The sequence below is a fragment of the Aeromonas sp. CD genome, from assembly GCF_033349375.1.
In the GTDB taxonomy this organism is placed as follows: Bacteria; Pseudomonadota; Gammaproteobacteria; order Enterobacterales; family Aeromonadaceae; genus Aeromonas; species Aeromonas hydrophila.
In genome coordinates this window covers 3,954,004-3,978,481 of sequence record NZ_CP137631.1, presented here as the reverse complement: position 1 = coordinate 3,978,481, position 24,478 = coordinate 3,954,004, and the positions used below count along the sequence as shown (strand labels likewise).

The window sequence follows — 24,478 nt, the reverse complement described above, 5'->3', positions numbered from 1 at the left end:
TCGAATTTTCTAACTGGTTTCCGGCGCCATTCGCGGGCACATTAGACGGTGGAATATTGCATGCCAATAGAGATTCAGGAGAGAACATGAGCAGCCACAATATCGCATTGGATCAGGACGTCGTCGTTACCCAGTTGAAAGGCAAGGTTTACCTGGTGGCCGCTGATGGCAGCCAGAAGCAGCTCGCCGAAGGCGATATCCTGCCCAAGGATGCGGTGCTGATCACTCCTGAAGGCGCCAGCTTCCAAGGCGGCAACCAGACTTTCACCCTGAGCCCGACCCACGAGCAGCAGGCTGAGGATGAAGCGTCTCAAGAGCCTCTGCTTGCCCAGAATGTGCCGACCGGCAACCCGAATGACATCGCGGCCCTGCAAGAGGCCATTCTGGGCGGCGCCGACCCGACCAAGGAATTTGAAGCATCTGCCGCGGGTGGGGCGCCTGCCGCCGGTGGTGGTGGTATTGGTGGCGTGGCTGGCGCCAGCGGCAACGGTGGTTTCGTTACCATCGATCGTACCGGTGATGCAACCATAGCAGCGGCAGGTTTTGATACTGCCAACCAGGCCGATGCCGGCGTGACCGCTGATGCACTGCCGGGCGAAGAGAACCGCCTGATTGATCTCGTCCCGCCGGTGATCACCGTCTCCGCACCTGACAATACCAACGACACTACGCCGACCATTACGGGGACCACGGATGCCGCCGCAGGTAGTACCGTGACTCTGCTGGTGACCGATGCCAATGGCAATCAGCAAACCCTGATCACCACAGTCAATCCGGATGGCACTTTCAGCGTGGATGTCACCACTCCGCTGGTTGATGGCTCCTACACAGTGACAGCCAGCGTCACCGATCCGGCCGGCAACACAGCCACAGCCACCGATGACGGCAGCGTGGACAGTACAGCCCCGGACCTGGCCATCACCCTGGATGAGAACATCACTGCGGACGATGTCATCAACGCCGCCGAAGCGGGTCAGCAGATCCCGGTCAGCGGCACCGTCAGCGGCGAGTTCAAGGCTGGCGACATCGTCACCCTGACCGTCAACGGCAAGCCGTTCACCGGTCCGGTGGACGCCGATGGCCGCTTCACCATCCTGGTGGCGGGCAGCGACCTGGCGGCCGATGGCGACAAGACCATCGATGCCAGCGTGACCAGCACGGACGCGGCGGGCAACAGCGCCACCGCGACCGACAGCGAAGGGTACGAAGTTGATCTAGAAGTATCAGAGCTGGCGATTCGTTTGGACTCCGATATCACTGCGGACGATGTGATCAACGCAGCTGAGGCCCAGCAGGATATTCCAGTGAGTGGCACAGTGAGCGGCGAGTTCAATGAAGGTGACACCGTTACCCTGACCGTCAACGGCAAGTCGTTCACCGGTCCGGTGACTGCCGATGGCCGCTTCACCATCCTGGTGGCGGGCAGTGATCTGGCAGCAGATACCGACCGCACTATCGAGGCCAGCGTGACTAGCACCGATGCAGCGGGAAACAGCGCTACCGCGACCGACAGCGAAGGGTATGGGGTCGATACCACGGCGCCGGTGGATCTGGCCATCCGGTTGGATGCCAATATCACCGATGACGATGTCATCAACGCCACCGAAGCTGGCCAGCAGATCCCGGTGAGCGGCACCGTGAGCGGCGAGTTCAAGGTCGGTGACATTGTGACCCTGACCGTCGATGGTCAGACTTTCACCGGGCCGGTGGCCGCCGATGGCCGTTTCACCATTCTGGTGGCGGGCAGCGCTCTGGCGGCTGATACCGATCGCACGATTGACGCTCGCGTCACCAGCACCGATGCAGCGGGCAACAGCGCTACCGCGACCGACAGCGAAGGGTATGGGGTCGATACCACGGCGCCGGTGGATCTGGCCATCACGTTGGATGCCAATATCACCGATGACGATGTTATCAACGCCACCGAAGCTGGCCAGCAGATCCCGGTGAGCGGCACCGTGAGCGGCGAGTTCAAGGTCGGTGACATTGTGACCCTGACCGTCGATGGTCAGACTTTCACCGGGCCGGTGGCCGCCGATGGCCGTTTCACCATTCTGGTGGCGGGCAGCGCTCTGGCGGCGGACAGCGATCGCACGATTGACGCTCGCGTCACCAGCACCGATGCAGCGGGCAACAGCGCGACCGCGACCGACAGCGAAGGGTACGGGGTGGACACCAATGGGCCGGCTGACTTGGCCATCCGGTTGGATGCCAATATCACCGATGATGACGTGATCAATGCCACCGAGGCCCAGCAGGATATACCGGTGAGCGGCACCGTGAGCGGCGAGTTCAAGGCTGGCGACATCGTCACCCTGACCGTCAATGGCAAAACCTTCACCGGTCCGGTGGCCGCCGATGGCCGCTTCACCATTCTGGTGGCGGGCAGCGAGCTGGCGGCGGACAGCGATCGCACCATTGAGGCCAGCGTGACCAGTACCAATGCGGCCGGTAACAGCGCTACTGCGACCGACAGCGAAGGGTACGGGGTGGACACCAATGGGCCGGCTGACTTGGCCATCCGGTTGGACGCCAATATCACCGATGATGACGTGATCAATGCCACCGAGGCCCAGCAGGATATACCGGTGAGCGGCACCGTGAGCGGCGAGTTCAAGGCTGGCGACATCGTCACCCTGACCGTCAATGGCAAAACCTTCACCGGTCCGGTGGCCGCCGATGGCCGCTTCACCATTCTGGTGGCGGGCAGCGAGCTGGCGGCGGACAGCGACCGCACCATTGAGGCCAGCGTGACCAGTACCAATGCGGCCGGTAACAGCGCTACTGCGACCGACAGCGAAGGGTACGGGGTGGACACCAATGGGCCGGCTGACTTGGCCATCCGGTTGGACGCCAATATCACCGATGATGACGTGATCAATGCCACCGAGGCCCAGCAGGATATACCGGTGAGCGGCACCGTGAGCGGCGAGTTCAAGGCTGGCGACATCGTCACCCTGACCGTCAATGGCAAAACCTTCACCGGTCCGGTGGCCGCCGATGGCCGCTTCACCATTCTGGTGGCGGGCAGCGAGCTGGCGGCGGACAGCGACCGCACCATTGAGGCCAGCGTGACCAGCACCAATGCGGCCGGTAACAGCGCTACTGCGACCGACAGCGAAGGGTACGGGGTGGACACCAATGGGCCGGCTGACTTGGCCATCCGGTTGGACGCCAATATCACCGATGATGACGTGATCAATGCCACCGAGGCCCAGCAGGATATACCGGTGAGCGGCACCGTGAGCGGCGAGTTCAAGGCTGGCGACATCGTCACCCTGACCGTCAATGGCAAAACCTTCACCGGTCCGGTGGCCGCCGATGGCCGCTTCACCATTCTGGTGGCGGGCAGCGAGCTGGCGGCGGACAGCGACCGCACCATTGAGGCCAGCGTGACCAGCACCAATGCGGCCGGTAACAGCGCTACTGCGACCGACAGCGAAGGGTATGGAATGGACACCACCGCGACCGGTGCGCCGACCGTGGTCATCACCGAAGACATCAACAACGACGGCATCATCGACCGCATCGAGATCAGCGGCAAGGTGAACGTGGAAGTGGGCCTGCCGAGCGAGGCCAAGGCGGGGGACACCCTCAAGGTGAGCGGCCAGCCTGACCGCGAGCTGACGGCAGACGACATCCGCGCCGGCAAGGTGGGCTACGAGTTTGACCGTCCGGCGGACGGCGACAAACTGACCGTGACCGCCACCATTGTCGATGCGGCGGGCAACGTCTCCCTGCCGGGCAGCGACAGTGCCACCATGGGCGACACCACCGCGACCGGTGCGCCGACCGTGGTCATCACCGAAGACATCAACAACGACGGCATCATCGACCGCACCGAGATCAGCGGCAAGGTGAACGTGGAAGTGGGCCTGCCGAGCGAGGCCAAGGCGGGGGACACCCTCAAGGTGAGCGGCCAGCCTGACCGCGAGCTGACGGCAGACGACATCCGCGCCGGCAAGGTGGGCTACGAGTTTGACCGTCCGGCGGACGGCGACAAACTGACCGTGACCGCCACCATTGTCGATGCGGCGGGCAACGTCTCCCTGCCGGGCAGCGACAGTGCCACCATGGGCGACACCACCGCGACCGGTGCGCCGACCGTGGTCATCACCGAAGACATCAACAACGACGGCATCATCGACCGCACCGAGATCAGCGGCAAGGTGAACGTGGAAGTGGGCCTGCCGAGCGAGGCCAAGGCGGGGGACACCCTCAAGGTGAGCGGCCAGCCTGACCGCGAGCTGACGGCAGACGACATCCGCGCCGGCAAGGTGGGCTACGAGTTTGACCGTCCGGCGGACGGCGACAAACTGACCGTGACCGCCACCATTGTCGATGCGGCGGGCAACGTCTCCCTGCCGGGCAGCGACAGTGCCACCATGGGCGACACCACCGCGACCGGTGCGCCGACCGTGGTCATCACCGAAGACATCAACAACGACGGCATCATCGACCGCACCGAGATCAGCGGCAAGGTGAACGTGGAAGTGGGCCTGCCGAGCGAGGCCAAGGCGGGGGACACCCTCAAGGTGAGCGGCCAGCCTGACCGCGAGCTGACGGCAGACGACATCCGCGCCGGCAAGGTGGGCTACGAGTTTGACCGTCCGGCGGACGGCGACAAACTGACCGTGACCGCCACCATTGTCGATGCGGCGGGCAACGTCTCCCTGCCGGGCAGCGACAGTGCCACCATGGGCGACACCACCGCGACCGGTGCGCCGACCGTGGTCATCACCGAAGACATCAACAACGACGGCATCATCGACCGCACCGAGATCAGCGGCAAGGTGAACGTGGAAGTGGGCCTGCCGAGCGAGGCCAAGGCGGGGGACACCCTCAAGGTGAGCGGCCAGCCTGACCGCGAGCTGACGGCAGACGACATCCGCGCCGGCAAGGTGGGCTACGAGTTTGACCGTCCGGCGGACGGCGACAAACTGACCGTGACCGCCACCATTGTCGATGCGGCGGGCAACGTCTCCCTGCCGGGCAGCGACAGTGCCACCATGGGCGACACCACCGCGACCGGTGCGCCGACCGTGGTCATCACCGAAGACATCAACAACGACGGCATCATCGACCGCACCGAGATCAGCGGCAAGGTGAACGTGGAAGTGGGCCTGCCGAGCGAGGCCAAGGCGGGGGACACCCTCAAGGTGAGCGGCCAGCCTGACCGCGAGCTGACGGCAGACGACATCCGCGCCGGCAAGGTGGGCTACGAGTTTGACCGTCCGGCGGACGGCGACAAACTGACCGTGACCGCCACCATTGTCGATGCGGCGGGCAACGTCTCCCTGCCGGGCAGCGACAGTGCCACCATGGGCGACACCACCGCGACCGGTGCGCCGACCGTGGTCATCACCGAAGACATCAACAACGACGGCATCATCGACCGCACCGAGATCAGCGGCAAGGTGAACGTGGAAGTGGGCCTGCCGAGCGAGGCCAAGGCGGGGGACACCCTCAAGGTGAGCGGCCAGCCTGACCGCGAGCTGACGGCAGACGACATCCGCGCCGGCAAGGTGGGCTACGAGTTTGACCGTCCGGCGGACGGCGACAAACTGACCGTGACCGCCACCATTGTCGATGCGGCGGGCAACGTCTCCCTGCCGGGCAGCGACAGTGCCACCATGGGCGACACCACCGCGACCGGTGCGCCGACCGTGGTCATCACCGAAGACATCAACAACGACGGCATCATCGACCGCACCGAGATCAGCGGCAAGGTGAACGTGGAAGTGGGCCTGCCGAGCGAGGCCAAGGCGGGGGACACCCTCAAGGTGAGCGGCCAGCCTGACCGCGAGCTGACGGCAGACGACATCCGCGCCGGCAAGGTGGGCTACGAGTTTGACCGTCCGGCGGACGGCGACAAACTGACCGTGACCGCCACCATTGTCGATGCGGCGGGCAACGTCTCCCTGCCGGGCAGCGACAGTGCCACCATGGGCGACACCACCGCGACCGGTGCGCCGACCGTGGTCATCACCGAAGACATCAACAACGACGGCATCATCGACCGCACCGAGATCAGCGGCAAGGTGAACGTGGAAGTGGGCCTGCCGAGCGAGGCCAAGGCGGGGGACACCCTCAAGGTGAGCGGCCAGCCTGACCGCGAGCTGACGGCAGACGACATCCGCGCCGGCAAGGTGGGCTACGAGTTTGACCGTCCGGCGGACGGCGACAAACTGACCGTGACCGCCACCATTGTCGATGCGGCGGGCAACGTCTCCCTGCCGGGCAGCGACAGTGCCACCATGGGCGACACCACCGCGACCGGTGCGCCGACCGTGGTCATCACCGAAGACATCAACAACGACGGCATCATCGACCGCACCGAGATCAGCGGCAAGGTGAACGTGGAAGTGGGCCTGCCGAGCGAGGCCAAGGCGGGGGACACCCTCAAGGTGAGCGGCCAGCCTGACCGCGAGCTGACGGCAGACGACATCCGCGCCGGCAAGGTGGGCTACGAGTTTGACCGTCCGGCGGACGGCGACAAACTGACCGTGACCGCCACCATTGTCGATGCGGCGGGCAACGTCTCCCTGCCGGGCAGCGACAGTGCCACCATGGGCGACACCACCGCGACCGGTGCGCCGACCGTGGTCATCACCGAAGACATCAACAACGACGGCATCATCGACCGCACCGAGATCAGCGGCAAGGTGAACGTGGAAGTGGGCCTGCCGAGCGAGGCCAAGGCGGGGGACACCCTCAAGGTGAGCGGCCAGCCTGACCGCGAGCTGACGGCAGACGACATCCGCGCCGGCAAGGTGGGCTACGAGTTTGACCGTCCGGCGGACGGCGACAAACTGACCGTGACCGCCACCATTGTCGATGCGGCGGGCAACGTCTCCCTGCCGGGCAGCGACAGTGCCACCATGGGCGACACCACCGCGACCGGTGCGCCGACCGTGGTCATCACCGAAGACATCAACAACGACGGCATCATCGACCGCACCGAGATCAGCGGCAAGGTGAACGTGGAAGTGGGCCTGCCGAGCGAGGCCAAGGCGGGGGACACCCTCAAGGTGAGCGGCCAGCCTGACCGCGAGCTGACGGCAGACGACATCCGCGCCGGCAAGGTGGGCTACGAGTTTGACCGTCCGGCGGACGGCGACAAACTGACCGTGACCGCCACCATTGTCGATGCGGCGGGCAACGTCTCCCTGCCGGGCAGCGACAGTGCCACCATGGGCGACACCACCGCGACCGGTGCGCCGACCGTGGTCATCACCGAAGACATCAACAACGACGGCATCATCGACCGCACCGAGATCAGCGGCAAGGTGAACGTGGAAGTGGGCCTGCCGAGCGAGGCCAAGGCGGGGGACACCCTCAAGGTGAGCGGCCAGCCTGACCGCGAGCTGACGGCAGACGACATCCGCGCCGGCAAGGTGGGCTACGAGTTTGACCGTCCGGCGGACGGCGACAAACTGACCGTGACCGCCACCATTGTCGATGCGGCGGGCAACGTCTCCCTGCCGGGCAGCGACAGTGCCACCATGGGCGACACCACCGCGACCGGTGCGCCGACCGTGGTCATCACCGAAGACATCAACAACGACGGCATCATCGACCGCACCGAGATCAGCGGCAAGGTGAACGTGGAAGTGGGCCTGCCGAGCGAGGCCAAGGCGGGGGACACCCTCAAGGTGAGCGGCCAGCCTGACCGCGAGCTGACGGCAGACGACATCCGCGCCGGCAAGGTGGGCTACGAGTTTGACCGTCCGGCGGACGGCGACAAACTGACCGTGACCGCCACCATTGTCGATGCGGCGGGCAACGTCTCCCTGCCGGGCAGCGACAGTGCCACCATGGGCGACACCACCGCGACCGGTGCGCCGACCGTGGTCATCACCGAAGACATCAACAACGACGGCATCATCGACCGCACCGAGATCAGCGGCAAGGTGAACGTGGAAGTGGGCCTGCCGAGCGAGGCCAAGGCGGGGGACACCCTCAAGGTGAGCGGCCAGCCTGACCGCGAGCTGACGGCAGACGACATCCGCGCCGGCAAGGTGGGCTACGAGTTTGACCGTCCGGCGGACGGCGACAAACTGACCGTGACCGCCACCATTGTCGATGCGGCGGGCAACGTCTCCCTGCCGGGCAGCGACAGTGCCACCATGGGCGACACCACCGCGACCGGTGCGCCGACCGTGGTCATCACCGAAGACATCAACAACGACGGCATCATCGACCGCACCGAGATCAGCGGCAAGGTGAACGTGGAAGTGGGCCTGCCGAGCGAGGCCAAGGCGGGGGACACCCTCAAGGTGAGCGGCCAGCCTGACCGCGAGCTGACGGCAGACGACATCCGCGCCGGCAAGGTGGGCTACGAGTTTGACCGTCCGGCGGACGGCGACAAACTGACCGTGACCGCCACCATTGTCGATGCGGCGGGCAACGTCTCCCTGCCGGGCAGCGACAGTGCCACCATGGGCGACACCACCGCGACCGGTGCGCCGACCGTGGTCATCACCGAAGACATCAACAACGACGGCATCATCGACCGCACCGAGATCAGCGGCAAGGTGAACGTGGAAGTGGGCCTGCCGAGCGAGGCCAAGGCGGGGGACACCCTCAAGGTGAGCGGCCAGCCTGACCGCGAGCTGACGGCAGACGACATCCGCGCCGGCAAGGTGGGCTACGAGTTTGACCGTCCGGCGGACGGCGACAAACTGACCGTGACCGCCACCATTGTCGATGCGGCGGGCAACGTCTCCCTGCCGGGCAGCGACAGTGCCACCATGGGCGACACCACCGCGACCGGTGCGCCGACCGTGGTCATCACCGAAGACATCAACAACGACGGCATCATCGACCGCACCGAGATCAGCGGCAAGGTGAACGTGGAAGTGGGCCTGCCGAGCGAGGCCAAGGCGGGGGACACCCTCAAGGTGAGCGGCCAGCCTGACCGCGAGCTGACGGCAGACGACATCCGCGCCGGCAAGGTGGGCTACGAGTTTGACCGTCCGGCGGACGGCGACAAACTGACCGTGACCGCCACCATTGTCGATGCGGCGGGCAACGTCTCCCTGCCGGGCAGCGACAGTGCCACCATGGGCGACACCACCGCGACCGGTGCGCCGACCGTGGTCATCACCGAAGACATCAACAACGACGGCATCATCGACCGCACCGAGATCAGCGGCAAGGTGAACGTGGAAGTGGGCCTGCCGAGCGAGGCCAAGGCGGGGGACACCCTCAAGGTGAGCGGCCAGCCTGACCGCGAGCTGACGGCAGACGACATCCGCGCCGGCAAGGTGGGCTACGAGTTTGACCGTCCGGCGGACGGCGACAAACTGACCGTGACCGCCACCATTGTCGATGCGGCGGGCAACGTCTCCCTGCCGGGCAGCGACAGTGCCACCATGGGCGACACCACCGCGACCGGTGCGCCGACCGTGGTCATCACCGAAGACATCAACAACGACGGCATCATCGACCGCACCGAGATCAGCGGCAAGGTGAACGTGGAAGTGGGCCTGCCGAGCGAGGCCAAGGCGGGGGACACCCTCAAGGTGAGCGGCCAGCCTGACCGCGAGCTGACGGCAGACGACATCCGCGCCGGCAAGGTGGGCTACGAGTTTGACCGTCCGGCGGACGGCGACAAACTGACCGTGACCGCCACCATTGTCGATGCGGCGGGCAACGTCTCCCTGCCGGGCAGCGACAGTGCCACCATGGGCGACACCACCGCGACCGGTGCGCCGACCGTGGTCATCACCGAAGACATCAACAACGACGGCATCATCGACCGCACCGAGATCAGCGGCAAGGTGAACGTGGAAGTGGGCCTGCCGAGCGAGGCCAAGGCGGGGGACACCCTCAAGGTGAGCGGCCAGCCTGACCGCGAGCTGACGGCAGACGACATCCGCGCCGGCAAGGTGGGCTACGAGTTTGACCGTCCGGCGGACGGCGACAAACTGACCGTGACCGCCACCATTGTCGATGCGGCGGGCAACGTCTCCCTGCCGGGCAGCGACAGTGCCACCATGGGCGACACCACCGCGACCGGTGCGCCGACCGTGGTCATCACCGAAGACATCAACAACGACGGCATCATCGACCGCACCGAGATCAGCGGCAAGGTGAACGTGGAAGTGGGCCTGCCGAGCGAGGCCAAGGCGGGGGACACCCTCAAGGTGAGCGGCCAGCCTGACCGCGAGCTGACGGCAGACGACATCCGCGCCGGCAAGGTGGGCTACGAGTTTGACCGTCCGGCGGACGGCGACAAACTGACCGTGACCGCCACCATTGTCGATGCGGCGGGCAACGTCTCCCTGCCGGGCAGCGACAGTGCCACCATGGGCGACACCACCGCGACCGGTGCGCCGACCGTGGTCATCACCGAAGACATCAACAACGACGGCATCATCGACCGCACCGAGATCAGCGGCAAGGTGAACGTGGAAGTGGGCCTGCCGAGCGAGGCCAAGGCGGGGGACACCCTCAAGGTGAGCGGCCAGCCTGACCGCGAGCTGACGGCAGACGACATCCGCGCCGGCAAGGTGGGCTACGAGTTTGACCGTCCGGCGGACGGCGACAAACTGACCGTGACCGCCACCATTGTCGATGCGGCGGGCAACGTCTCCCTGCCGGGCAGCGACAGTGCCACCATGGGCGACACCACCGCGACCGGTGCGCCGACCGTGGTCATCACCGAAGACATCAACAACGACGGCATCATCGACCGCACCGAGATCAGCGGCAAGGTGAACGTGGAAGTGGGCCTGCCGAGCGAGGCCAAGGCGGGGGACACCCTCAAGGTGAGCGGCCAGCCTGACCGCGAGCTGACGGCAGACGACATCCGCGCCGGCAAGGTGGGCTACGAGTTTGACCGTCCGGCGGACGGCGACAAACTGACCGTGACCGCCACCATTGTCGATGCGGCGGGCAACGTCTCCCTGCCGGGCAGCGACAGTGCCACCATGGGCGACACCACCGCGACCGGTGCGCCGACCGTGGTCATCACCGAAGACATCAACAACGACGGCATCATCGACCGCACCGAGATCAGCGGCAAGGTGAACGTGGAAGTGGGCCTGCCGAGCGAGGCCAAGGCGGGGGACACCCTCAAGGTGAGCGGCCAGCCTGACCGCGAGCTGACGGCAGACGACATCCGCGCCGGCAAGGTGGGCTACGAGTTTGACCGTCCGGCGGACGGCGACAAACTGACCGTGACCGCCACCATTGTCGATGCGGCGGGCAACGTCTCCCTGCCGGGCAGCGACAGTGCCACCATGGGCGACACCACCGCGACCGGTGCGCCGACCGTGGTCATCACCGAAGACATCAACAACGACGGCATCATCGACCGCACCGAGATCAGCGGCAAGGTGAACGTGGAAGTGGGCCTGCCGAGCGAGGCCAAGGCGGGGGACACCCTCAAGGTGAGCGGCCAGCCTGACCGCGAGCTGACGGCAGACGACATCCGCGCCGGCAAGGTGGGCTACGAGTTTGACCGTCCGGCGGACGGCGACAAACTGACCGTGACCGCCACCATTGTCGATGCGGCGGGCAACGTCTCCCTGCCGGGCAGCGACAGTGCCACCATGGGCGACACCACCGCGACCGGTGCGCCGACCGTGGTCATCACCGAAGACATCAACAACGACGGCATCATCGACCGCACCGAGATCAGCGGCAAGGTGAACGTGGAAGTGGGCCTGCCGAGCGAGGCCAAGGCGGGGGACACCCTCAAGGTGAGCGGCCAGCCTGACCGCGAGCTGACGGCAGACGACATCCGCGCCGGCAAGGTGGGCTACGAGTTTGACCGTCCGGCGGACGGCGACAAACTGACCGTGACCGCCACCATTGTCGATGCGGCGGGCAACGTCTCCCTGCCGGGCAGCGACAGTGCCACCATGGGCGACACCACCGCGACCGGTGCGCCGACCGTGGTCATCACCGAAGACATCAACAACGACGGCATCATCGACCGCACCGAGATCAGCGGCAAGGTGAACGTGGAAGTGGGCCTGCCGAGCGAGGCCAAGGCGGGGGACACCCTCAAGGTGAGCGGCCAGCCTGACCGCGAGCTGACGGCAGACGACATCCGCGCCGGCAAGGTGGGCTACGAGTTTGACCGTCCGGCGGACGGCGACAAACTGACCGTGACCGCCACCATTGTCGATGCGGCGGGCAACGTCTCCCTGCCGGGCAGCGACAGTGCCACCATGGGCGACACCACCGCGACCGGTGCGCCGACCGTGGTCATCACCGAAGACATCAACAACGACGGCATCATCGACCGCACCGAGATCAGCGGCAAGGTGAACGTGGAAGTGGGCCTGCCGAGCGAGGCCAAGGCGGGGGACACCCTCAAGGTGAGCGGCCAGCCTGACCGCGAGCTGACGGCAGACGACATCCGCGCCGGCAAGGTGGGCTACGAGTTTGACCGTCCGGCGGACGGCGACAAACTGACCGTGACCGCCACCATTGTCGATGCGGCGGGCAACGTCTCCCTGCCGGGCAGCGACAGTGCCACCATGGGCGACACCACCGCGACCGGTGCGCCGACCGTGACCATTGTTGATGACACCAATAATGACCAGATATTGACCAAAGCCGAGATCGGCAATGATCAGATCCAGATGCGGGCAGAGGTCAGCAATAGTGACCTAGTTGCAGGTGGCAAGGTCACCTTGACCATCAATAACGGCGGCACCGAAAGCTCGGTAGAGCTGAAGCTGGTGAATGGTGTGCTGATGTTGGCAAGCGGGCAGCTGGCAAGCGGCTTTGTTTACAACAATGGCACCATCAGCTGGACGGAAACGACCCCGGCCAACGGCAAGTCGTTGACTGTGACGGCGACCCAGACCGACAAGGCGGGTAACGTCTCCCTGCCGGGCAGCGACAACGCGCAGATCCTGAATGAAGCGCCGGAGACTGCGAATAAACAGGCAAATGGTCAGGAAGATGCAACCAGTATCGCCATCCCGACCCTCAGTGGCAGCGATATCGATGGCAGCGTGGTGAGTTTCACCATCAAGAGCCTGCCTGCCAACGGCATCCTCTATCTGAACGGGGTAGCGGTGACGGTGGATCAGAGCATTGCGGTGGCGGATGCTGGTAAGCTCACCTTCACTCCGAATGCCAACTGGAACGGCAATACCAGTTTCAACTATGCGGCTGTGGACAACGATGGCGCCGTGGATGCTAGCCCTGCGACCGTGACCATCAAGGTGGATGCGGTCAACGATCTGCCGACGCTGACCATCTCCAACGGGGCTGTCGTCTCTGAAGAGGGGCTGGCAAATGGCATTGCCGACACGATCGGCAACCCGGATACCACCAACGCCATCAAGGCATCCGGTACCCTCTCGGTGGGCGACATCGACAGCAGCACGCTCAACATTTCCCTGAACGGACCGGCCGGGCTGACGTCCGGTGGTGCCAAGGTTCAGTGGAACTGGGATGCGAGTAGCAAGACGCTGGTCGGCTACACGGGAGCGATTGGCGGCGCCGATTACAAGGCGGTGGTCGAGGTCAAGCTGACGGCACCCAATGCCAGCGGCAAGGGAGAGTGGACCTATGACGTGACCCTCAAGGGCCCCCTCGACCACGGGGATACGACCTCGGAAGACAAGCTGTCGTTCCAGCTGGACGTGGAGGTCTCCGATGGCAGCGGCGTCACCAAGGGCAAGCTGGATGTCACCGTCGAGGATGACTCGCCGGTGGCCGGTGACATGGCGGCCGTCTCCGTCATCAAGACCAACATCCCGGATACCCTGACCGGCCTGTTTGATCTGACTAAGTACAGTGGCAGCAACCAGACGACCCTGAACGTGAGCGGCTTCAGCATCACGGCGCTGGGCTTTACCTCGTCGACCAACTCGGCCCTTATCACCGCCAATGTCAACGGTTCCAGCGCTGGCCTGGGGGTTTCCAGTGTCGGTTCACCGAACCACAACCTCGCCAACGAGGTGGACTTCCGCCACTTTGCAAACGGTACTTCTGCTTCCGAGCAGCTGATCGTCAAGCTGGATGCGGGCAAGGTGGCCTATGGCGCCAACATCAAGTTCAGCCAGATGTTCGGTGGCGAGCTGGAGAGCGGCGTGGTCGAGTTCTACCGCGGCGGCGTGTTGATTGGTACCCAGACCTTCAGCTCCAACGCGGCGGGTGGCGACTATGCCGGCAACTTCCAGGTGCAGCAGGGTGGCTTCGATACCATGGTCATCAAGGCCACCAACAATGGTAACGGCCTCTATGGCGACAACAGCGACTTCACCGTGAAGAGCATCGAGTTCCTTGGTGCCACCACGGCGCCGGCCATCGCCTACGGTTCCGGCACTGTCACCCCGCAGTGGGGCGCCGACGGCAAGGGCTACATGCAGCTGGTCGGTTCTACCGAGACCGGGCTGACCACGGCGACCGGCAAGCTGATCACCACCACGATGGAATCGGCCAATACTCTGGTCGGCAAGGCCAGCGATGGCACCCTGGTGTTCCGTCTGGAATTTACCCCGGCCACCGGCAAGTGGGAGTTCTTCCAGTATCAGAACATGTCCAAACCGCTGGGAGATGGCGACATCGACTTCCAGATCAAGGTGGTGGATGGCGACGGCGACTACAGCCTGGGCTCTTTCGCAACCAAGCCGCTGTTTACGCCCATCGTACAGTCGGTCTCCAGCGAGAGTGCGGCCGAGGGCGGCAACCTGCTGCACACGGTGACGCTGTCTGATGCGACCCAGGAAGCGACCCAGTATGACTTCGGCATCAAGGGCAGCGGCACCAGCCCGGCCTCCAGCTTTGACTGGGGTACTGCCCAGTTCAGCAACGGGGTGACCTACAACAACGCCACCGGCAAGATCACCGTGCCGGCCGGGGTGTCGGGCTTTACCGTGACCATCCCGACGGTAGACGATCGTCTGGTCGAAGCGAATGAGACCCTGACGGTGACCGTGGGCGGTCAGAACGGCATCGGTACCATCATCGACAACGATCGTGCGCCGGTGACCACGGGTGGCTACAGTACCGGCAAGGAAGACACGCTGCTGGTGCTGAAGTGGGCCCAGTTTGGTGCCAGTGATGATCAGGCCGCTTCTGACCTGAGCGTGCAGATCAACACCCTGCCGCTGAACGGCAAGCTGGAGTACCTGAACGCAGCCGGCCAGTGGATTGCGGTGAAGGTGGGGGATCTTGTCTCCTACGCCGATATTGACAGCGGCCACCTGCGCTTCGTGCCAGGCCTCAACGAGTCGAGCACCAATGCCAGCAACGGCAATGGCCTCGTGACCGGCAACCTGCAGGGTGATTACGCCAGCTTTGGTTACCAGATCAGCGACGGCGCCAACCTGAGCAACAACGGCAAGCTGGTGATCGATATCACGGCGGTCGCGGACAAGCCGGTGGTCGACATCAGCCTGACGGGCAACGGCGTCCCGCTTTATACCCAGTACCCGTCGTCCGGCATCTCCACCGGGGCGTTCCAGAGCGGCAACTTCAACAAGGGCAACTTTGGCATCAGCAGCAGCTTTACCGACAGCACCACCACTCAGGACAGCGTGGTGGGGACCAGCGGCAACGACTACATCGTCAGCGTGAAGGGGGGCGGCGATTACTTCGTCGGCGGTGCGGGCAATGATGTATTGGTCGGCGGCAACTCGGTCTCCGGCGATACCCTCGACGGCGGCACCGGCAACGACATCCTGGTGGCCGGACTGGGTGGCGATACCCTGTATGGCGGCGCCGGTACCGACCTGGCCGTACTGATGGGCTCGCGTGCCAACTATGTCATCGAGCGCAGAAGTGACGGTGGTTTCAACTTCCTGGTGAAGGAGAACGGCGTCACCATCAGCAAGTCGCTCTACGACATCGAGCTGGTACAGTTTGATGACGGCATCTACCAGTTCAACCAGACCGACGGCACCCTGACGGCGGTACAGCCGAGCGTGGTGGATTACCCGTTCGAGATCAGCGCTTCCCTGACCGACCGGGATGGCAGCGAGCAGTTCGACAGCCTGGTACTGACCGGCATGCCGACGGGGTCGACTCTGTATCAGGGTTCCACCGTGCTCGGCACCGTGGGAGCCGACGGCAAGCTGACGCTGACCGGTCTGTGGAACCAAAGCGCGCTGGACGTCAAGCTGACCGGTCTGACCCTGCGGGTTCCGGGCAGCAGTGCCGGCCAGTTCGACCTCAAGGTAGAAGCCATCGCCAAGGAAGTGGCGACCGATCAGACCAGCAGTGCATCGGATCAGGATTCGATCCGCATGAGCTACTTCCTTTCCACCGAAGGGGAGCCGGGCGATCAGAACCGCACCTATGGTAACGAGCACAATATCGTGGTCGGGGATCTGGATGGCAGCGTGGTACTGCCGGGCCAGAACTACAACATCGCCTTCATGGTCGACAGCTCGGGCAGTATCGGCACCAGCGCCATGAACACCATCAAGAGCCAGCTGGCACAGGTGTTCTCCAGCCTCAAGGCGAGCGCCGGCACCGATGGCGCCGGGACGGTCAACATCTTCCTGGTGGACTTCGACACCATGGCCAACAAGTCGGTCAGCGTGAACCTGAAGGACAGCAACGCCCTGAGCCAGCTGCAAGCCATTCTCGACAGCATGGATGGCAGCACCAACAGCGGTGGTGGCACCAACTACGAGGATGTGTTCAAGACTACGGCCAACTGGTTCAACAGCTCGAGCGTACAGGGTAATACCAATGCCAAGAACCTGACCTACTTCATTACCGATGGTAAGCCGACTTACTATCTGAGCAATGAAGGCAGCAACCCGCTGGTTGATGACTACACCAACAACAACAAGGACGTGTATCTCAATCAGCTGCTGCAAAATGGCTATGTGCCCGGTCAGGTATACAAGAACGGTAACTTCACCGTGATTGATGGTCAGGGCGTCGTGTACAAGAGCGATACCTCAGGCAAGGTCTCCACGATTGGCTATATGCGCCCTGATGGTCTGGGTGGTTATACCTACTCGACATTGGACGGTGATGGCCGTAATACCACCAATACTACAATTACGAACTCCGTTGCTGGCTTTGGTTTGCTGACGGGCATGGGGGTCACGGTGGAAGCGATCGGACTGGGGGCCAACATCTCCTACAACGATCTCAAGTCCTACGACTCTGACGGCGTCATCATGACCGGTGTCAACGCCAGCGACCTGGCCAACGCCATCCTGGGTACCTCGGTGAACAACCTGCCGGGCAGCGACCGGATCGACGGCGGTGCCGGTGACGACATCCTGTTCGGTGATGCCATCCACTTCGCCGGTATCAACGGTGAAGGCTACGCGGCCATCAAGCAGTATGTGGCCGGCAAGCTGAGTGCAGGCTCGGTGACCGATGCCCAGGTTCATGACTACATCACGGATCATGCCAGCGAGTTCGATCAGTCCTCCAACAACGACAAGGCGGACGTGCTGATCGGCGGGGATGGCAACGACATCCTGTTCGGCCAGGGTGGCGATGACTTCCTGTTCGGCGGTACCGGCAACGACATCCTGTTCGGCGGTGCCGGCAACGACACCCTGTACGGCGAGAGCGGCAACGATACCCTGTACGGTGGCAGCGGCAACGACACCCTGTACGGCGGTAGCGGTGACGATACCCTGAGCGGTGGTCTGGGCAATGACATCCTGGTCGGCGGGCTTGGCAATGACATCCTCAAGGGGGATGGCGGAGCCGATACCTTCACCTGGCTGCAGGGCGATACCGCTGCGGGCAGCGTGGCCAAGGATTACGTGGTTGACTTCTCCAAGGCAGAAGGTGACAAGCTGGATCTGAGCGACCTGCTGGATCACGATGGTTCTCGCAACCAGAACGATCTGAAGAGCCTGCTCTCTGTCTTCCAGGACAGCGAAGGGGTTCACCTGCAGGTCAAGGAGAGCAGCGCCGCCCCCGTGACCCAGGAGATAGTGCTGATGAACCACACGTTCGACAGCCTTACCGGCAGCGCGTCGGCCACCTCGTCTCAGGTGATCGACTACATGCTGAACAACAACATGCTGGATATCGACAAGTAATCCGGTCGACCCCAGGCAACAAGCGGCAGAGTCATCTGCCGCTTTTTTTATGTCATGGGATTGAAGGGGGCGCTGATTTTCATCGGATAATCAGGGCCGTATCACCGTCGACAGAGGATTGTGAGCGAATGGTTACTGACAAGCTTGAAGAGAGCCCGGCCGCGAGCTGGGTCTCGCTTTTTTTTATCAAGTTCCTGCATCATCTGGCCGACATAGGATAAGAATACGGGTCGTGTTGGGATTCTGACCCTTCTATACTATGGCGAGACTCGGGCAACGGACGTAAGGGCTTTATATGGCGAGCATATTGGATTCAGTGGACCAACGTACCCAGCTGGTAGGGGAGAACCGCCTGGAGCTGTTGATGTTCCGTTTGGGATCCCAACAGTTGTTTGCTATCAACGTGTTCAAGGTGCGGGAAGTGGTCAAGCTGCCACATCTCAACAAGATGCCGGGAGCGCACCACAACATCAGCGGGGTAGCCAACATCCGTGGCACCTCCATTCCGGTGATCAACCTGCGCAGCGCCATCGGCATGCGCCCCATGCCCATCGATGCCGAGTCCAACCTCATCATTACCGAATACAACCGCACCATTCAGGGCTTTCTGGTGGGGCAGGTGGCCAACATCGTCAACATGACCTGGAAGGACATATTGCCGCCGCCGCGTTCCGCCGGGCGGGCGAACTACCTGACCGCCATCACCCGTATTCCCGAGGACGGTGTCGATCAGATCGTCGAGATCATCGACGTGGAGAAGGTGCTGGCCGAGATCATCACCTATGACATCCGCATCTCGGAAGAGGTGCTGGATCGGGAGATCCTGCCGGAAATGCACGGCCGCAAGGTGCTCATCGTCGATGACTCCAGCACGGCCCGCAATCTGGTGCGCGAAACCCTGGGCCAGCTGGGGCTGGAGGTGATCGAATGCCAGGATGGCCTGCAGGCGCTTAACTTGCTCAAGGGGTGGTGCGATGCGGGCAAGAAGGTGACCGACGAGATCCTGCTGATGATCACCGATGCCGAGATGCCGGAGATGGACGGCTACCGGTTGACCCACGAAATTCGCAGCGATGCCCGCATGTCCGATCTCTTCATCACCCTCAACACCTCGCTGAGCGGCAACTTCAACGAGGCCATGGTCAAGAAGGTGGGCTGCGATCGCTTCATCTCCAAGTTCCAGCCAGACCTGCTGGTCGGGGTGGCCCAGGAGCGGCTGCGCCAGATCCTGGAACGCTGAGACCGGAGCAATAAAAATCCCGCCAAGGCGGGATTTTTATTGGGGTTGGAACCCGGAAGATAGGCAAGGCCATGACACCGGGATCACTGGGTCAGCAGCGGCTCGATGAAGCTGGCCACCCGGTCGCGGATCTGCGGCTGGGCGGCGGCGGTGGGGTGGATGCCATCGTTCATCATGAGTTCAGGGCGCAGCGCAATATCATCCATGAAGAAGGGCATCAGCGGCAGCTGATTGGCGCTGGCCAGTTCCGGGAAGATCTGCTCGAACTGGCGCAGGTAACGCGCGCCGTAGTTGCGGGGTAGCTGGATCTGGGTCAACACGGTTTTTACCTGTTGCGCCTTGGTCAGCGCCACCATCTTGGTGAGATTGTCCCGGGTGATGGCCGGCGCGAACCCGCGCAGCCCATCGTTGCCACCCAGCTCGATCAGCACCCAGTCCGGTTGATGTTCCTTGAGCAGGGCCGGCAATCTGGCCAGCGCCCCTTGCGTAGTTTCACCACTGATGCTGGCATTGATAAGCTGATGTTTACCCCCCTGCTGCTGCCATTTCTGATTGAGCAGCGCAGGCCAGCTCTGCTCCGCCGGCATCTGATAACCCGCACTCAGGCTGTCGCCCAGTACCAGCAGGGTCTGGGCCTGCACCGATGACACCAGGCAGCACAAGGCAAACAGGAAACGCGTCATGAATTCAACTCCCATTATCAACGTCAAGGGCCTGGGCAAGACAGTGCGCCTGGGCCAGGAAAGCCTCACCATCCTTGAAGGGATCGACCTGCAAGTCAATAGCGGCGAAACGGTGGCGCTGGTCGGCGCCTCCGGCTCCGGCAAGTCCACCCTGCTGGGGCTGCTGGCCGGGCTGGATCTGCCGAGCCAGGGGGATATCGAGATCCTCGGCCAGTCGCTGCTGCAGCTGGACGAGGAGGGGCGTGCCCGGCTGCGGGCCGAGCAGGTTGGCTTTGTGTTCCAGTCCTTCCTGCTGCTGCCCACCCTGAGCGCGCTGGAGAACGTCATGCTGCCTGCCGAGCTGCGTGGCGAGACCCGCTGCGAGCCGCGGGCTCGCGAGCTGCTGGCGGCGGTCGGCCTCGGCGAACGGCTGCACCATCTGCCGCCGCGCCTCTCCGGCGGTGAACAACAGCGGGTCGCCATCGCCCGGGCCTTCATGACCCGGCCCAGCCTGCTGCTGGCCGATGAGCCCACCGGCAACCTCGACAGCAAGACCGGGGAGCGGGTGATCGAGCTGCTGTTCGAGCTCAACCGCGAGCATGGCACCACGCTCGTGGTGGTGACCCATGATCACGAGCTGGCTCAGCGTTGCCAGCGGCAACTGGTGATGGCGGCCGGACGGCTGGCGGCGGATGCGTCAGCATCCGAAGCTGCCTCTGCAGCAAGAGTCAGGGAGCTGTCATGAGTCAGTGGCAATTGGGATTCAAGTTATGGTGTGGGGAAGGCGTCAATGACAAGGGGCTGTCCGGACTGATGCAGGTGAGGAGCACGTCATGAGTCAATGGCGACTGGGATTCAAGTTATGGTGTGGGGAAGGCGTCAATGACAAGGGGCTGCCCGGACTGATGCAGGTGAGGAGCACGTCATGAGTCAGTGGCGACTGGGATTCAAGTTATGGTGTGGGGAAGGCGTCAATGACAAGGGGCAGCCCGGACTGGCGCAGGTGAGGAGCACGTCATGAGTCAATGGCGACTGGGATTCAAGTTATTGCGCCGGGAAGGATTCAATGGCGAGCTGCGCTGGTTCGTGCTGGCGCTGGCGCTGAGTGTGGCCTGCGTGCTGAGCGTGGCCCTGGTGGCGGATCGGCTGGATGCCGGGCTCAAAGCCTCCGGCCGGGACTTTATCGGTGCTGACCGGGTGCTGCGCTCGGCCACGCCGGCGCCGGCCGCCTGGCTCGAGCAGGCGGCAAAAACGGGCCTGGCGGTGCAGACCACGGTCAGCTTCAACAGCATGCTGTTTCATGGTGATGCCCTGCAACTGGCCTCCATCCGCGCCGTGCCTGAGGATTTCCCCTTCTACGGCAAGCTGGAGCTGAGCCCCCAGCGGGCGCCGGCGCCCGGCGAGATCTGGCTCTCCGCCCGGGTGATGCAGCTGCTGGCGGCCAAGCCGGGGGATGAGCTGGAAGTGGGCAATACGGTGCTCAAGGTGGCGGGGGGACTGGGTCAGGAGCCGGATCAGGGCTTCAGCCCCTTCCTGCTGGCGCCGCGGGCGCTGATCCACAGCGCCGATGTGGAGGCGACCGGTGCCCTGCTGCCGGGCAGCCGCCAGCAGTGGCGCTACCTGTTCAAGGGCACCCGCGAGCAGGTGGCCGATTATGAACGCTGGCTCAAACCCAGACTCAAGGCGGGGCAGAAGCTGATCAAGCCGGACGATCAGGGCTCCCAGGTGGGCCGCTCGCTGGCCAATGCCGAGCGCTTCTTCCGGCTCGCCTCCCTGGCGGGAGTGCTGCTGGGGGCGCTGGCCATGGGCATCGCGGTGCGTCACTTCGCCGAGCGCCAGACCAACATGGTGGCGCTGCTCAAGACCCTGGGGGCCTCCCGCCGCTCGCTATGGCAGTTGATGGGCACCCTGCTGCTGTCGCTGACGTTGGTCGGCGCCCTGCTCGGTCTGGTGGCGGGCAGCGCCATGCAGTGGCTGACCCTGCATCTGCTGGGCAACCTGCTGCCAGCGGATCTACCGCCGCCGTCGTGGCGGCCCTTTGCGTTGGGGTTGGCGGTGGCCTTCTTCATCACCCTGCTGCTGGCCTTCGTGCCCTTTTTGCGCCTGCTCAAGGTGCCGCCGCTGCGGGTGCTGAGGCGCGAGCTGGAGGCAGGGATCCCCCCCTGGCTGGCGTTGCCGGTGGCGCTGCTCGGCCTGTTTGGGCTGGTGTGGGGCTTCACCGCCGATGCGACCCTGGCGCTGGGGCTGATCGGCGGCATGGGCTTGCTGATGGGGCTGCTGGCGCTGATCGCCTCCTTGCTGCTGCGGCTGGGACGCCGGGTGCAGGGACCCCACGCGCTGCGGCTGGCCATCAGCCATCTCTCCCGCGAGCGGGGCAGCGGCCTGTTCCAGCTGGCGGGCTTTGCGCTGGCACTCATGCTGTTCGGCCTGTTGTGGGCGGCGCGGGTCGACCTGCTCGGCGAGTTCTCGGCCCGGTTGCCGGCGGATGCCCCCAACCGCTTCCTGGTCAACGTGGCAGACGGGGAGCGGGAGGGGATCCTGGCCGATCTGCGCCAGGCGGGGGCCGTGACCTCGGACTTCTACCCCATGGTGCGGGGCCGGTTGGTCAGCATCGCCAGCGAGGCGGTGCGCGACACGGATGAAGATGGCCGCGAAGGGGTCAATCGCGAGCTCAACTTCACCACCACCGCCACCCTGCCGCCGGACAATACCCTGACCGCAGGGCGCTGGCTGGATGGCCCCGGCCAGGTATCGGTAGACAAGGATCTGGCCAAACGGCTCAACATCGCCCTCGGCGACACCTTGGGCTTCACCATCGAGGGGCGCAGCTTCAAGGCGCAGGTGACCAGCTTGCGGGCCATCAAGTGGGACAACATGCGGCCCAACTTCTACATGATCTTCTCGCCGGACGTGCTGGCGCCCTTCTCCCAGACCTGGCTCGGCAGCTATCGTCTGCCGGAGCAGGGGCGAGTGGCCGAAGTGGAGCTGATCCGCCGACACCCCACGGTGAGCCTGATCGATGTGGACGACTTGATCGTGCGGCTGACGGCGGTATCGGATCAGGTGAGCCGGGCGCTGGGGTTGATGCTGGGGCTGGTGACGGTGGCGGCGTTGCTGGTGCTGCTGACCCAGACCCAGGCCAGCATGGCCCATCGGCGCCGGGAGCTGCTGCTGATGCGCACCCTGGGGGCCGGCAGCGAGCTGCTTCGGAAGATGCTGCGCTGGGAGCTGGTTGCCAGCGGCCTGCTGGCGGGGCTGTGCGCCGCCATGGTGGTCGAACTCTGCTCCCTCGGCCTGCAGTGGTGGTGGTTCGAGGGGCAGTGGCAGTTCCACTGGGCCATCTGGGCCGGTCTACCGCTGCTGGGGGCCGTGCTGGTGACGCTGGCGGGGCAGGGCATGCAGCGTCAGCTGCTGGCGGGCACCCTGAGCGATCGGCTGCGTGGATTGGGGCAGGGCCTGCTCTGATCACCGCATCCTGTGCGGATGCCGCAAGGCGCAATAACAGTCAGCCCGGCCAATGGCCGGGCTGACTGTTATCCGGTTGGCTGATAAGCCCGGTCAGCGGGGCGTGCTCAGCAGATTGGCAAGGGCCTGGGGCAGCGCCGGGTAGGTGAAGTGGAAGCCGGCCTGCTGCAGACGGGTCGGCAGCACCCTCTGGCCGGTGAGCAGCAGATCGGCCGCTTCGCCCATCAGCAACTGCAGCAGGGGGGCCGGTACGAAGAAGAGGTGCGGCCGGTGCAGGGTGCCTGCCAGGGTCTGGCTGAACTCGCGGTTGCTGACCGGTTGCGGCGCCGTGCCGTTGAACAGGCCGTCGCACTCGTCGTGTTCCAGCAGGAACAGGATGGCGCGCACCAGATCCTGAATGTGGATCCAGCTCATGATCTGGTGCCCCGTGCCCATGGGGCCACCGAGGCCGACGCGATAGGGAGGCAACATTTTGGGCAGGGCGCCGCCGTCGGTGCCGAGCACCAGCCCGATGCGCACGATGCAGACCCGGGTATGCTTGCTGCGGGCTTCGCGGGCCAGGGTTTCCCACTGCTGACAGAGCTGATGGGTGAATTCGTCGTGAGGGGTCTGGCACTGCTCGTCCAGCGGCTCATCGCCCTGACGGCCATACCAGCCGATGGCGGAGGCGTTGATCAGCACCCTGGGCGGCGTATCGGAGAGCTTGACCAAGTCGACCAGCTGTTCGGTCAATAACCAGCGGCTGTCACACAGCAGCTGCTTGCGCCGCTCGCTCCAGCGGCCGTTGGCGATGGGCTCCCCCGCCAGGCTGATGACCGCGTCCACGTCGTTGAGGTTGTCGAGCCGATCCAGGCTGTCGAGCAGTTTGACGTCGTGGCCGAGCAGATCATAGGCGCGGCTGCCCTGACGGGTCAGCACCAGCACCTCGTGAGCCACCTTGAGATGGGCCACCAGACGGCGACCGATGAAGCCTGTCCCTCCCGTGATCAATATTTTCATATGCAGACTCCCTGACGCTGTTGGCTCTACTCTAGTGGGCTGGCACCAGATGAACAAGCAGCTGTTTTTGCAAAGATTATAATCGTCACTGCAGGCATCTGGCGCATCGCGCC

At 64.3% G+C, this 24,478-nt stretch carries 6 protein-coding genes; 4 read left to right on the top strand and 2 right to left on the bottom strand.

All coding sequences use genetic code 11. The features are described from left to right. Window positions 1–86 precede the first annotated feature (86 nt). Window positions 87–17,999 (top strand): retention module-containing protein, encoded by a 17,913-nt coding sequence (locus tag R2E40_RS18325; protein WP_318164079.1) that lies wholly within the window; start codon window positions 87–89, stop codon window positions 17,997–17,999. A gap of 295 nt (window positions 18,000–18,294) precedes the next feature. Further along, complete coding sequence (locus tag R2E40_RS18320; protein WP_017410908.1) at window positions 18,295–19,239, top strand: chemotaxis protein CheV; 945 nt, start codon at window positions 18,295–18,297, stop codon at window positions 19,237–19,239. An 83-nt stretch (window positions 19,240–19,322) separates the two neighbouring features. Here the strand turns inward: R2E40_RS18320 and R2E40_RS18315 are convergent, their stop codons facing one another. After that, window positions 19,323–19,922, bottom strand: a complete 600-nt coding sequence (locus R2E40_RS18315) for an arylesterase (protein ID WP_029304382.1) — start codon at window positions 19,920–19,922, stop codon at window positions 19,323–19,325. On the opposite strand from R2E40_RS18315, the gene R2E40_RS18310 reads away from it, so the two are divergent. Together R2E40_RS18310 and R2E40_RS18305 are read left to right on the top strand one after the other, a co-directional pair. Next, window positions 19,921–20,646: an ABC transporter ATP-binding protein gene (locus tag R2E40_RS18310; RefSeq protein WP_045789088.1), complete on the top strand. Its 726-nt coding sequence runs from the start codon at window positions 19,921–19,923 to the stop codon at window positions 20,644–20,646. The genes R2E40_RS18315 and R2E40_RS18310 overlap by 2 nt on opposite strands. Window positions 20,647–20,918: 272 nt before the next feature. Further along, window positions 20,919–23,366 (top strand): ABC transporter permease, encoded by a 2,448-nt coding sequence (locus R2E40_RS18305; RefSeq protein WP_318164078.1) that lies wholly within the window; start codon window positions 20,919–20,921, stop codon window positions 23,364–23,366. Window positions 23,367–23,459: 93 nt separating this feature from the next. Here the strand turns inward: R2E40_RS18305 and R2E40_RS18300 are convergent, their stop codons facing one another. After that, window positions 23,460–24,365: a TIGR01777 family oxidoreductase gene (locus R2E40_RS18300; RefSeq protein ID WP_318164077.1), complete on the bottom strand. Its 906-nt coding sequence runs from the start codon at window positions 24,363–24,365 to the stop codon at window positions 23,460–23,462. Between the last annotated feature and the right edge of the window lie 113 nt (window positions 24,366–24,478).

What these genes read in the sequence shown, in the direction of transcription:
- R2E40_RS18325 (WP_318164079.1), top strand. Translation starts at nt 87, where the DNA reads ATGAGCAGCCACAATATCGCATTGGATCAGGACGTCGTCGTTACCCAG.
- R2E40_RS18320 (WP_017410908.1), top strand. Translation starts at nt 18,295, where the DNA reads ATGGCGAGCATATTGGATTCAGTGGACCAACGTACCCAGCTGGTAGGG.
- R2E40_RS18310 (WP_045789088.1), top strand. Translation starts at nt 19,921, where the DNA reads ATGAATTCAACTCCCATTATCAACGTCAAGGGCCTGGGCAAGACAGTG.
- R2E40_RS18315 (WP_029304382.1), bottom strand. Translation starts at nt 19,922, where the DNA reads ATGACGCGTTTCCTGTTTGCCTTGTGCTGCCTGGTGTCATCGGTGCAG.
- R2E40_RS18305 (WP_318164078.1), top strand. Translation starts at nt 20,919, where the DNA reads ATGAGTCAATGGCGACTGGGATTCAAGTTATTGCGCCGGGAAGGATTC.
- R2E40_RS18300 (WP_318164077.1), bottom strand. Translation starts at nt 24,365, where the DNA reads ATGAAAATATTGATCACGGGAGGGACAGGCTTCATCGGTCGCCGTCTG.